13 protein-coding genes are annotated in these 12,237 nt (G+C 47.6%); 6 read left to right on the plus strand and 7 right to left on the minus strand.

Features of this window, described 5'->3' with window-relative positions:
- Positions 1–171: 171 nt before the first annotated feature.
- The 3 genes from BUA14_RS01625 to BUA14_RS01635 all read right to left on the minus strand — a co-directional run bounded on the left by BUA14_RS01625 (position 172) and on the right by BUA14_RS01635 (position 2,523).
- Complete coding sequence (locus BUA14_RS01625) at positions 172–1,167, minus strand: sensor histidine kinase (protein ID WP_072770973.1); 996 nt, start codon at positions 1,165–1,167, stop codon at positions 172–174.
- 82 nt (positions 1,168–1,249) lie between these two features.
- Complete coding sequence (locus BUA14_RS01630) at positions 1,250–1,921, minus strand: response regulator transcription factor (RefSeq protein WP_072770974.1); 672 nt, start codon at positions 1,919–1,921, stop codon at positions 1,250–1,252.
- A gap of 128 nt (positions 1,922–2,049) precedes the next feature.
- Entirely contained in the window at positions 2,050–2,523 is a 474-nt protein-coding gene (locus BUA14_RS01635) for a flavodoxin (protein WP_072770975.1), read from the minus strand.
- 147 nt (positions 2,524–2,670) lie between these two features.
- On the opposite strand from BUA14_RS01635, the gene BUA14_RS01640 reads away from it, so the two are divergent.
- The 4 genes from BUA14_RS01640 (at position 2,671) to BUA14_RS01655 (ending at position 4,536) form a co-directional block, all read left to right on the plus strand.
- Positions 2,671–3,054 carry a winged helix-turn-helix transcriptional regulator gene (locus tag BUA14_RS01640; protein WP_072770976.1) on the plus strand — a complete coding sequence of 128 codons (384 nt, stop codon included), beginning with the start codon at positions 2,671–2,673 and terminating at the stop codon, positions 3,052–3,054.
- A 120-nt stretch (positions 3,055–3,174) separates the two neighbouring features.
- Positions 3,175–3,465 carry a hypothetical protein gene (locus tag BUA14_RS01645; protein ID WP_072770977.1) on the plus strand — a complete coding sequence of 97 codons (291 nt, stop codon included), beginning with the start codon at positions 3,175–3,177 and terminating at the stop codon, positions 3,463–3,465.
- A gap of 144 nt (positions 3,466–3,609) precedes the next feature.
- Positions 3,610–4,053, plus strand: a complete 444-nt coding sequence (locus BUA14_RS01650) for a hypothetical protein (protein WP_143153410.1) — start codon at positions 3,610–3,612, stop codon at positions 4,051–4,053.
- 15 nt (positions 4,054–4,068) lie between these two features.
- Positions 4,069–4,536: a GyrI-like domain-containing protein gene (locus BUA14_RS01655; protein ID WP_072770979.1), complete on the plus strand. Its 468-nt coding sequence runs from the start codon at positions 4,069–4,071 to the stop codon at positions 4,534–4,536.
- Positions 4,537–4,752: 216 nt separating this feature from the next.
- Here BUA14_RS01655 and BUA14_RS01660 read toward each other — a convergent pair whose 3' ends face one another.
- Positions 4,753–6,747 (minus strand): methyl-accepting chemotaxis protein, encoded by a 1,995-nt coding sequence (locus BUA14_RS01660; RefSeq protein WP_072770980.1) that lies wholly within the window; start codon positions 6,745–6,747, stop codon positions 4,753–4,755.
- Positions 6,748–7,008: 261 nt separating this feature from the next.
- Positions 7,009–8,880, minus strand: a complete 1,872-nt coding sequence (locus tag BUA14_RS01665) for a sigma-54-dependent Fis family transcriptional regulator (RefSeq protein WP_072770981.1) — start codon at positions 8,878–8,880, stop codon at positions 7,009–7,011.
- A 336-nt stretch (positions 8,881–9,216) separates the two neighbouring features.
- On the opposite strand from BUA14_RS01665, the gene BUA14_RS01670 reads away from it, so the two are divergent.
- Positions 9,217–10,380 (plus strand): iron-containing alcohol dehydrogenase, encoded by a 1,164-nt coding sequence (locus BUA14_RS01670; RefSeq protein ID WP_072770982.1) that lies wholly within the window; start codon positions 9,217–9,219, stop codon positions 10,378–10,380.
- Positions 10,381–10,476: 96 nt separating this feature from the next.
- On the opposite strand, the gene BUA14_RS01675 is transcribed toward BUA14_RS01670, so the two are convergent.
- Complete coding sequence (locus BUA14_RS01675) at positions 10,477–10,689, minus strand: helix-turn-helix domain-containing protein (RefSeq protein ID WP_178371606.1); 213 nt, start codon at positions 10,687–10,689, stop codon at positions 10,477–10,479.
- A gap of 111 nt (positions 10,690–10,800) precedes the next feature.
- Between BUA14_RS01675 and BUA14_RS01680 the strand changes: the two genes are divergently transcribed.
- Positions 10,801–11,205 carry a LytR/AlgR family response regulator transcription factor gene (locus tag BUA14_RS01680; protein ID WP_072770984.1) on the plus strand — a complete coding sequence of 135 codons (405 nt, stop codon included), beginning with the start codon at positions 10,801–10,803 and terminating at the stop codon, positions 11,203–11,205.
- Between the two features lie 92 nt (positions 11,206–11,297).
- On the opposite strand, the gene BUA14_RS01685 is transcribed toward BUA14_RS01680, so the two are convergent.
- Positions 11,298–12,185, minus strand: coding sequence for a DUF3102 domain-containing protein (locus BUA14_RS01685; RefSeq protein ID WP_072770985.1), 888 nt, complete (start codon positions 12,183–12,185; stop codon positions 11,298–11,300).
- Positions 12,186–12,237 lie beyond the last annotated feature (52 nt).

A 12,237-nucleotide genomic window follows, 5' to 3' on the forward strand; every position in this document is an offset into this window, starting at 1 on the left:
TTAACTTCAATCATTTTAGCTTCAGTCATTCTTAACTCGAGTCATTCCTAACTCAGTCATTTTTAACCGAAAGCAACGATGCCACTCTATTAGTTTACGCAAAACAGGGAAATATCCGCCATGGCTTTGGCTTACATTTCCCCGTTTAACCTTACCTTTTTGCAAGGTTGCTTATTCTATTGCCAATTCAGCGCTTTGCAGATCGAGCCGGATCTCCGTGCCCCTGCCGGCAGCAGAACCGGCGGTGATCTCATGGCCCAGATTGCGGCAGATACGGCGGCAGAGATAGAGCCCTATGCCGCTGGCTTTCTTGTCTGTGCGCCCGTTAAAGCCGGTATAGCCCTTTTCAAAAATGCGGGGCAGGTCTTCCGGGGCGATACCCATGCCGGTATCCCGGATGCACAGGATTTTCGGCCCTGCCAAAACAATGGCGATGGTCCCGGACCGGGTGTATTTAAGAGCGTTGGACAGGATCTGCTCGATGACGAACAGGAGCCATTTTTCATCGGTCAAAACCCGGCAGTTCAGGGGTTCATACTCCAGCCGGATCTTGCGGCGGATAAACTGAGACGCATATTTGCGCACCGCCTGTTTGACGATGCCGTCCAAATCATACTCCCGGATCAGATAATCCGTGGCGGGGGCCTCCAGCCGCAGATAACAGAGGACCATTTCCACATAGTGTTCAATGCGCTGAAGCTCCTCCCTCAGCTCCCGGTTGTGAGGAGTGTCCTCTACTTCCCCTTGCAGAAGAAGCCCCATGGCGGCGATAGGCGTCTTGATCTGATGGGCCCACACCGTATAGTATTCTACAAGATCTGTATACCGCTGCCGCATTTGGTCGGTCAGCTGCAGCTTATCTTCATAAAGAACCCGGATGACAGCCTGATAATCTTCTTCCAGAGGTCCCCAAGGCTGGGGAAGGCCGGCAGCGGTCACCGTGATTTCCCGGCGCAGGGCCTCCAGCCGTTTATGCCTTTCAAAAAAAGCCCTGTAATCCAGAACCACCAGGATCACGCCCAGAAAAACACAGAGCACCGCCCCGTAACCCACTGCCTCCACCGGCAACTCATAAAGGGCAAACACCCCGGCGAAGATGAGGCAGAAGGCCAGAAACGCCCCTATTGCCTTGCGCTGCCATTTCAGGTAAGAAAAAAACAAGCCCATAACCGCTCCTTACTCTTTGCTCCATCAGACACACCCGTCAAACAAATCCATCAGTTACTCTATCAACACAATCAGATAACCCTCATTCCACCAGATAGCCCAACCCTTTCCTGGTGAGGATAAAATCCTTCAACCCTGCGGCCTCCAGCTTTTTGCGCAGGCGGGTCATGTTGACGGTCAGGGTATTTTCGTCCACAAAACTGTCCGTTTCCCACAGCCGCTGCATCAGGGTATCCCGGCTGACCACCCTGCCCTTGTTCTCCATCAGGGCCTGGAGGATACGGTAATCGTTTTTCGTCAGTTCGATATGCTGTCCCTGATAGGTCAGGCTGGCGTCGGCGGTATTCAGCAAAGCTCCGCGATGTTCCAGGATCTTGACCTGTCCGGCGAAGTGATAGGTCCGGCGCAGAATGGCCTGGATTTTGGCCGTGAGCACATTCAGGTCAAAGGGCTTGGCGATAAAGTCGTCTCCCCCCATGTTCATGGCCATGACGATATTCATGTTGTCCCCTGCGGAGGAAATGAACATAATGGGGACCTGAGACACTTTGCGGATCTCCCCGCACCAGTGGTAACCGTTATAAAAAGGCAGGGCAATGTCCAGCAGCACCAGCTGGGGGTCCAGTGCAGCGAACTCAGCCAGGACATTCCGGAAATCCTCCACACAGCGGGCTTCCAGACCCCAGGACTGGATATGCTTGCGGATGGCCTCCGCAATGGTGGCATCGTCTTCGACAATCAGAATTTTATACAAACTATCCCCTTCTTACACATACAGGTGATTACATCTACAGGTGATTGGCATGAATGGTTTAAAGCGCTGTGTTTATCATAACGCTTCCAGATTGGAAAGGCAAAAAGCCGCCGGCCCTTTTCTGGCCCCTACTCTAAAATCTTAATTGCATCAAGCCAATCCTGTACCTGCTGCTCCTCAACATCGCTTGTCACAGCCAATCCCGGCAACAACTTCGCATCAGGGCATTCCTGAGCTATATTGATCTCTATTTGTCCAAATCCTCCGCCGCCATGGGTGCAAAAGGGAATAACCGTTTTCCCTTTCAAATCAACGCTGCGCAAGAAACTCAGGATCGGCGGTGCAAAAGACTTGAACCAATTGGGGGTTCCGATAAAAATATAGTCATAATCATCGATGGGCTCATTTCCAGACAATAGCTTGGGACAGTATCCCCTTTCCATTTCACTTCTTGCTTCTTTAGTTGCGCCATTGTAAGTAAATGAATACGATCTTTCCGGGATCAACTCCCTGATATCTCCATCGGTAATAATAGCTATATCTTCTGCTAAACTCTTTGTGGCACCCGAATAAGAGTAGTATACAATCAATAGTTTACTCATTCATAATCCCTCCCGGATCCTGCTTATTGGGTAGTTTATGCTGGTCTTGTTCTATCTTAAGGGCCATAGCTTATGGTGTCCAGCACATTGCTGATTTAACTCTCATTTGCTATAGTTACTAAGTAAATGAGAAGTGGGGAGATCATTATGAAATATGAACCTAAAATCGAAAAAGAAATCATGTGTCCCATCGAATACGGCCTTGATGTCTTCGGCGGGAAGTGGAAAGCGAGAATTTTATGTGTACTTTCTACAAACACAGTGATTCGCTATAATGCCATCAGAAAAGAACTGGGCAATATTACCGATGCGGTCCTTGCCGCTATGCTTAAAGAGCTTATTGCCGATGAATTAATTGAACGGACACAATATAACGAAATTCCTCCCAAAGTAGAGTATGCACTGACAGACAAGGGGCGCTCAGTGTTGCCGATTCTTCAGAACATCTGCCAATGGTCACGACAGCAGACCAAAGATGAATTGGAGAAAAAACTTCCCCCCTGTAAAACTTGCGACCAGCTTAAAAAATAGTTACTATTAAATTTATTAGTCACTCATAAAATTCCTAATATATTGAGCGTTCATAGTGGGTTTGTTATACTCCAGTCATGGTCAAACCCCTAAAAATTAACGCCAATGGAGGAATGGAACATGAGTGTAAAAGCATATCTTGAAATCACTATGGTGATTAAGGAAGCTGATCGCCCGGCGGCCGGAAAAATCTATGCTGACTACCGGCAGCCTTTCTTGCGCCAGATCAAAGGCGCTCTTACCAAAGACCTGCTTATCCGTGAGGAAGATGTACAAGTTCTGCATGGCTTTGACAGCGTAGAAAATGCCCAAGCCTACTTAACCAGTGATATGTTCAAAAATGATGTTTTCGTTGGTCTTAAACCCCTGTGGAGTGCCGACCCTGATGTAAAAATTTATACTGTTGCTTAACCAAGCGCCATCGCCACAACAAGGCAATAAGGTCATGGGCGGTTCTGAATTATTCAGAACCGTCGTTTTTTATTTGAAAAATGGAGTACGATGCTTTTATACTTAATATAAGGTCAATCATCAAGTACTATGGATATATGTGAGGTGTTTCATATAAGTCATTTACAAGTTGAAATACAGATGGGGACCCAGCCTTGCCCAGACAATTATTATTGGAAACAATTAATTACTCTGTTTGCCGTGGTCGGTATAAAATTTGAAATCCATTGTTGGCAAGAAGAAACGGCAGAGATTAAAGCCGGACTAAAGTTTGGTAGAGAGAAAATAACGGATTGGGAGTTTGGTACCATTATTGAAGGTGTCATTGACGACAAGTTTATTGACATGCTTCATCATACAGCAAAACCGGCCGATACTGAGATATACAATAAAATGACGCCTTACTTTTCCATATTCCTTGCCAATGGATTTTTTTCTGAACACTATGGAACAGAAATCCACATAGTATCCAAGCCTGCCGATGCTAGCCGTTTTACAATGCTGCTGGAACAGCTGAAAAGCCACTCTATGGTTATTCATGAATTTTAAAAAGGAGCTTTTGAGATGGATTATCGCCTTGAAACCATTGATTGGAGCCTTCGTTTTGCCGTCAAAAGGGAAACCGTTAAAACTGCCGATGCCTTTAAAACTGTTCCACAGTTATGGGCAAAGGCACACTCCAATGGATTTCTCCAGCAATTGATTGATATGTCCTGGGAAAACCCCAAGTGCCAGCTTGAAGGAGTGCTTGGTATTTTTGGTAAAGAAGCGTCGCTTAAGGATGAAACCTTTGATTTACTGATGGGGTGCAGATACGATGGTGAAATCCCATACAACATGGAAGAACTGATTCTTCCTCCCTGTGTATATGCCGTTTTTGCCAATGATCTTGTCAATGCCTGGCAACGCTTATCTACAGAATGGCTTCCTGCCTCCGGCTATGAGCTGGCAAGTCAGCCATGTATAGAAAATTATTTAGCTCCTGGAGCCGCAGTTGAGCGGGAACTATGGGTACCTGTCCTGGCCAGGTAGCCAATATCCAATTGCTCTCCTCGAACAAAAAGCCTGCCTCTCGACGTTAAACGTTTTGCGGCAGGCTAATTTTTCTTTAGCAGGACTGGATACGTTTGCGGACGGCCTCCGCAATGGTGGCATCGTCTTCGACAATCAGAATTTTATACCAGCGCTCCCCTTCTTAGGCATACAGGTGATGGGAATGAGTAGTTTGAATGTTCCTTGCTCAACGTTTTAAACCGTAAATTTGCTGAGACTTACCTGCAGACTTTCCGCCATGGCAGCCAGGTTCTGACTGGAAGCGGCGATTTCCTCGATGGATGCTGTCTGCTCTTCGGTGGCGGCAGATACTGTTTGGGAGGTGTCCATATTCTCTTTGGTAATGCTCTCCAGACTGCGGACGGCTTGAACGATGCCCTGGCTCCCTTGGGCCAGCTGCTGGATGGCGGTTGAAATCTCTGCGACCTGGCTTGATACCATGCTCATCAGAGTATCGATAGCTTCAAAAGCGCCCCCGGCGGTATTGACCACTTCTATTCCCGATTGAATATCTTCACTGCTTAATTCAATCGCCGTCACCGCCTCCGTAATATGGGACTGATTCAGAGTGATACGCTGGGCAATCTGCTTCGCTGCGGCCTGAGACTGTTCGGCCAGTTTGCGCACTTCTTCGGCCACTACGGCAAATCCCCGGCCCTGCTCCCCCGCTCTGGCGGCTTCAATAGCCGCATTCAAAGCCAGCAGATTGGTTTGTTCCGCTATTCCCGAAATCACATCATTGATTTCACTGATTTCCTGGGAACTGACAGCCAGGCGGTCCACGGCGCTCTGAACCTTCACAGAGACTTCGCCTATATTCTTCATTTGTTCCACAGCCCGCAGCGCCGATTTCTGTCCTTGAGAAGAAGCCGTCGCCGCTTCCTTTGTTTGTTGGGCAACTCTGTTGCTGTTGACCGCCAATTGTTCTATGGTGGCTGAGCTTTCTTCGACGGAGGCGGTTATTTCATCCACGCTTTTTTCCTGATTTTCCGCCCCCAAGGCTAAATTGGTTATGGTGTTGGCCACTTCACTGGCCGCTTTGGCCTGCTGCTCCGCACCTGTGGTCAGTTCCTGAGAGGACGCGGCCACCTGTTCGGCCAGATCGCCGGCAGTGTTTACCAAGTCCCGCAGACTCCCCAGCATGGTGTTCAGGGCGTCCCCTACAAGGCCCACTTCATCTCTGCTCTTGACTTCCACATCTTTTACGGCCAGATTTCCTTTGGCCACTTCCTGAATTTTAACCACTAACTGGTTGAGGGGGCCGACGATAGTGCGGGTGAATCCATAAGCGGCAACGATCCCGATCAGAAAGAAGGCAAAGGAACAGATAATCAGAATTTTTCTCAGATTATCGACCCCAGCCATAACTTCCTTCTGTGGAGCAGTTACGGCTAATGACCAGGTTGTTCCCTCCACAGGAGCGTATCCTGTATATTTTTTTATCCCTCCGTAAGTATATGAACCCACACCGCCTTCCCCAGCGACCATTTTCTTTTGCAATGCTGCAAAATCAGCCAGTCCGGGGTTTTTTTCAGCATTCTTGAAAATATTGTCCATGGTCTTAACCTTTTCAAGGTCCGCATTGGCAATGGCCGTCCCCTGACCGTTGATCACGAAAATAGCTCTGGATCCGCCCAGTTCTATAGACTGGGTAAACCTGGACAGCTCATAGCCGTCACGGGTGGCAATTAAAGCGCCGATGATTTGGCTGTCATGTTTGACGGGGACCGCATAAGCAGTAATTACGGAGTCGTCAACCTTGCTTGTTTTGGGATCGGAGGCTACGGCTTTGCCGGCTATGGCTTCCTTGAAGTAGTCCTGATCGGCGATATTGACCCCGGCCACTCCCTGACCATTGATTAAGTTTCCTGCTAAGTCCGCAATCCCCAAATCTATATATCCTGCCCGTTGGATTTCACTTTTCAAAACCCTTACTTTTTCTTCCGCGGGCACTTCCGGGTCCTTAATCGCCTCCAGGTTGGCGAGGAGTTCCAATAAACCAAGCTGTCTTTCCAGGTCATTCTTCAGTTCCAGCGCCGTCTCCCGGGAAACTATCTCCAACGATTGATTGACCTCTTTGAGTACCGCTTGAGAAGAAAAATGATTGCTGACGAACCCAAGGCTTCCACAAACGATGATGAGAAGAATACTGATCAAGAACACAAATTTTGTAGCCAGACTTTTCAACACCTGATCTCTCCCTTTTGGTTACTTGCATAACCTTATTCTGAGCAATTATTTACACTGTAATTGCGGCTATTCTTTATAAAGTTGCAATAATCGTGCCAATCCAAGAAATTCCCATTATTTAAGGGTAGAAGTCCCCTCCATCGAGGTAAATCAGTCCTAAATTGTGACAAAATTTTCATGTTGCGACATTTTCCTTATGTTTAATGATCAAGAAAAACCGAGGCGAGCCTCGGTTTTTCTTGATCATTAATGAATGGTAAATCAAAGAACACTTATATCAAACTCTTTTATTTTCCTATACAGAGTATTTCGGCCTATTCCTAACAGCCGCGCTGCCGGAGCAATTTTCCCCTGAGTCTGAGCAAGGGCAGCTAAAATCGTTTGTTTAGTTTGCTGATCGAGAAGGGATGGACTCTCTATCCTTTTGGAGTCAGGGGTTTGCCTGAGCTCCCAGGGTAAATCGTCAACCGTTAAGACATGAGAATCGGCCATGGCAATCATGCTTTCGATGCAGTTTTCCAATTCGCGGACATTTCCCGGCCAGGAGTAGGCGTAAAGGTAGGGATAGACATTGTCCTCGATTCCGAAACAGGCAAACTGATTCAGAGTGCAGGATTTTTGAATAAAGTAGGGAACCAGGTCCCTAATGTCCTCCAGCCGTTCCCGAAGGGGCGGAAGTTCAATCGTGATAACTTTGAGCCGGTAGTACAGATCCAAACGGAACATCTTGGCCTCGACCAAAGATTTTAAATCTTTATGGGTGGCGGCAATGATCCGAACATTTACCTTGTGTGGTTTTGTCCCTCCGATTCGGGTGACTTCCTTTTCTTGAAGTACGCGGAGCAGAGCAACTTGTGCCGTCAAAGGCATGTCGCCAATCTCGTCCAGGAAAATCGTTCCCTGGTGAGCTAATTCAAATTTGCCCGGTTGACCGCCCCGGCGCGAACCGGTAAAAGCTCCGTCAGCATAACCAAATAATTCACTCTCCAAAAGAGAACTGGGCAGTGCTGCGCAGTTAAGAGCTACAAAGGGACCCTCTCTGAAGGAGCTGAAGTCATGGATCATACGGGCAACAATTTCCTTTCCGGTCCCGCTTTCCCCTTGAATAAGAAGAGAAGAGGGAGCGGCCGCCGCCTTATAAACACGCTCCATAACCTGTTGAGAGCTGGGACTGCTCCCAACCCAAACAGGACCCGCGGTTTGCGGCTCAGTGAGCTGCACCGTTCCAAATGCTCCGAGGAAGTCTCCCGACTCATCGGCAACCCGCCGCCAGGATGAGACGATCTCATGACCGGACTGATTTTTCAAATGAAGATCCAGCGCTTGATTATTAACCATCCAGCCTTTGGGAGCACTGAATACCTCTGCAACAGGCTTGCCAATAATATCGTTGCGCTGGCGTCCGATCAGGGATGCCCCACTGGGGCTGATATTGGTAACTATGCCAAACCGGTCTATGGAAATGAATCCTTCCTTAAGCAGATCGATAGCCAGCTTTGCCCCTTCACGATAGAATTTAAGCTGACGCTCAATATCTAAGGTGCGCAAATTTTGCTCTATCAGCCTTGCCCCTAAAATGGCAATCCCGATGATCTGCTCCTGATGATTTCCCGTTTCACCGCTTATATCGATAAACCCAACAATTTCTCCCCGTAGATCATGAATAGGCGCCGCCCAACAGGACATGAAATGATTTTCCTGGACAAAGTGCTCACAGCCGGAGACTATGATGGGACAATCCTCAGTGAGTGCTGTTCCTATGGCATTAGTCCCTTTGATATCTTCCCGCCAATTCGCCCCGGGAGAAAGATGAATCTTTTGCGCTTTGGTCAGAAACGGACCATCTCCCAATGCTTCTAAAATGAAGCCTTTTTTTTCACCTAATAAGACAGTGTAGTTGGCACTTTGCAACAGCTTGCCCAGGTGGGGCAGCACAGATTCAGCGGCGCGGATGATATCTTCCTGAGCGTCCTTTAATTCACGTAATTGAGAGGTAGTTAAGATCATATTTTGAGAGATTTCAGTATGATTGACATTGTAGCCTACGCTCCGTTGCCAGGAACGGTAGATCATTGGAGCGATTCCGTTCTCAATAAGTTCGCCTTTGAGAAATTTTCGCCAATGGACATTCATAAGTGAACCCTCTCCTAAAATAAAATATTCAAACAAATCCGAAAAGTACAACTATATAATTAGAATAGCACATCCCAGCAACTGGAACAACCTTGTCGCTAAATAACCCTGTGTGCCAATATAGAGCACTTGTCGATGCTCAATGTGCAGGAATGGAGCAGAAATTTTATAAATTACCAGCCCAACAGCACTCTCACGCCAAAGAGGCAAGCATACATTTCTGAATATTAAGCCTATTCAATATATTCCCTTCCCCTCCGCTTCGGATGGCATGTAAATTGCATTGTAGTAAGTCAACTATCCCGAAAGGGAACTAAAATGCAAGGAGGATACACTATGTCTATCGTGCATCAAGTCTATGGCTATTACATGCCAACCGTCAATCTTATGGGGGCGGGTGCCGCCAAGGAGGCTGGAAAACAGGCAAAAATCCTGGGAGGCAAAACAGCTCTTCTAGTGACAGATGCTTTCCTTAATCAGAGCGGACTGGCCCAACAGGTCGCGGAGATTATTGAAGCTGAGGGCGTAAAGGTTGTCATCTATCCTGGAGCGGAACCCAATCCTACCGATAAAAATGTTCATGATGGCGTGGCCGTGTTTGAAAAAGAAAACTGCAATATGATTGTATCACTGGGAGGAGGGTCTGCTCACGACTGTGCCAAAGGTGTGGGTTTGGTTGCCGGAAACGGCGGCAATATCCGTGATTTTGAAGGAGTGGATAAATCCGCAAAACCCATGGTACCGATGATTGCTGTCAACACTACGGCAGGAACAGCCAGTGAGATGACCCGGTTCTGTATTATTACCGATACAGACCGCCATATTAAAATGGCTATTGTGGACTGGCATGCTACCCCCAACGTCTCCATCAATGACCCCTTATTGATGATTGGAAAGCCTGCCCCTCTGACCGCCGCCACCGGTATGGATGCCCTGACTCACGCTGTTGAAGCCTACGTCTCCACTGCCGCTACCCCTATTACTGATTCAGCTGCCTTGATGGCGATTAAGCTCATCAGCAAGTACCTTCGCCGTGCTGTTGCCAACGGCCAGGATTTTGAAGCCCGGAACCAAATGGCCTATGCCCAATTCCTGGCCGGTATGGCCTTTAACAATGCCAGCTTAGGTTATGTTCACGCTATGGCTCATCAGTTAGGCGGCTTCTATAATCTGCCCCATGGTGTTTGCAACGCCATCCTTTTACCTCGTGTATCCCGCTTTAATCTGATTGGAAACCTTGAGCGCTTCGTAGACATTGCCGAAGCTCTGGGTGAGGAAGTAAAGAATTTATCAGCCAGGGATGCCGCAGAAAAGGCTTTGACGGCAATGACAGCCTTATCCCAGGACATCAGCATACCCAGCGGACTCACTGAGCTGGGCGTAAAAGAAGAGGATCTGCAAACCATGGCCGTCAATGCCATGAAAGATGCCTGCAGTCTGACCAACCCGCGCCTAGCCAAGCTGGAAGATATTATCCAGATTTATAAGAACTCTTTATAAATCCACCTTCGGTAACCAATCTTCAGTGACTAATAAATAAGGAAAACAGCGGGGCTTGATGCCGCCGCTGTTTTCCTCTTTAGGCAGTTTCCTTGATTATCGATAAGGCCGCTTATTTTCTGTAAGTCCAACCAAATAGTCAATACTGGTGTTATAAAATTTTGCGAGCTTAATCATAACATTTAGAGGAACATCACGCTCTCCTCGCTCATATTTGGAGTACAAAGATTGATCGCATCTTAAGTACTTCGCTACTTGCTGCTGGGTTAGATCATGATCTTCACGAATATCACGTATTCTTAATCGCATCAGCATCACCAAAGCAAGTATATATTAGGACGATAAGTCCTATTGATTTTTAGGACCATTTGTCCTAAAATAATTTAAAAGCCTTAAAATAGTATGGGGAGGAGATACGTATTGCTTACTATCGGCATTTGCGACGACAGATCCTTATGTCGCCAGCTATTACAGGCCTTCATTCGTTTATATGAAGAAGAAACTGGGATTATATTTGATATCCACCAGTTTGACAGTGGTGAAGCGCTTCTCAACGAACTTAACAGGCATGCTCTGGTTCTTGACCTCCTTTTTCTTGATAACAGCATGAAAAACCTAACCGGCCTCGAAACCGCTCAACGAATACGACAGTCCGATTCCATGCCAACATGCGGCATCGTGTTTGTAACCGCTGATGATGAGCATGAGCAATTCATGACGGCCCAGCCTCTCCACGTGATAAGCAAGCCGGCTACCCGGGAGTGTATCAATACTATATTAGATAAGGTTCTGGCTGAAAGGGGTCATTGTGATAGGATACTATAAAAGCCAGCGGAAGAGCTTATCAATCAAGCTTCCCGCTGGCTTTTGCCGGTATAAGCAGGTATTTAACTAAAGCAGAATTCCATCTGTCCGGCTCACAGTTTCTCCTTCATTCCTTTCGTTAAAAAGTCCACGACCTTATCTCTATACACTTCATAGGTCTCCGGATCCTTGGCTGCGAATTCTTTCAGTTCATAAGACAGCACCCGGAAATTCTGCACCATACTTTCATATAAAAAAGCGATGCGATTAGCCTTAGCCTTGTGATAGGCGGCATCAAGTTTATTGCCCATTCTCTCTATAGCCTTGGCAGAAGTACTCTGTCTTTGACCTTCCAGATCCATGTTCAACTTTTCAATTTTTGCCGCATCCTTTGCCTTCTCCCTGCTTAACTCCTCGTTCTTCTCCTTCAGGCCATCCCGCTCCTTGGTCAGGTGGGTAACCCGACTATCCCGATCCTCCACGGTTTTCTGGAGCTCTGCATTTGCCTGTAAGGCCTGGTCCCGTTCCGCAGCCGCCTGCTTCCGCTCCTGGATTGCCTTTTCCAGCTCGCGGGTGGTCATGCTCTCCAGATCCAGCTCCTCCATAAGCTGGAACCGTTCCTCTTCCGGAACACCCAGAAGAAGGAGGGCCTGAGTATAGTTCAGATTAGGGGACCCCTGTTTTTGAATTTGGTCCTCAGAGGTGGCAGAAATAGAATTAAGAGCACCGGCCTTCGGAGAAACCGCACTGGCAGGAGGGCTCTGCTGACTCCCATAGGCATCGAAGATACGCATCAACTTCTGAGCCCTTCTGTCTGTGTAGCTTACGGACTCCTCCAGCCACTTCAGCCATTCCCCGTGGGGAAGCAGCTCCTTGGCTTCCTTCAGACGGCGGCCGACCTCAATGGCACCGGCCAGAAGAATTTTCCCGGTCTGTTGTTTAATCATGTTAATTTCAGTTGCGATTAAGAGCGGCGTCCGCTCTGTGGTCAAATCATCCATATGCTGCAGATCCTTTCTTTAGTTGTTTTACTTTCAGCATATGGAACCATGC

This window comes from Desulfitobacterium chlororespirans DSM 11544 (genome assembly GCF_900143285.1).
GTDB classification, from domain to species: Bacteria; Bacillota; Desulfitobacteriia; order Desulfitobacteriales; family Desulfitobacteriaceae; genus Desulfitobacterium; species Desulfitobacterium chlororespirans.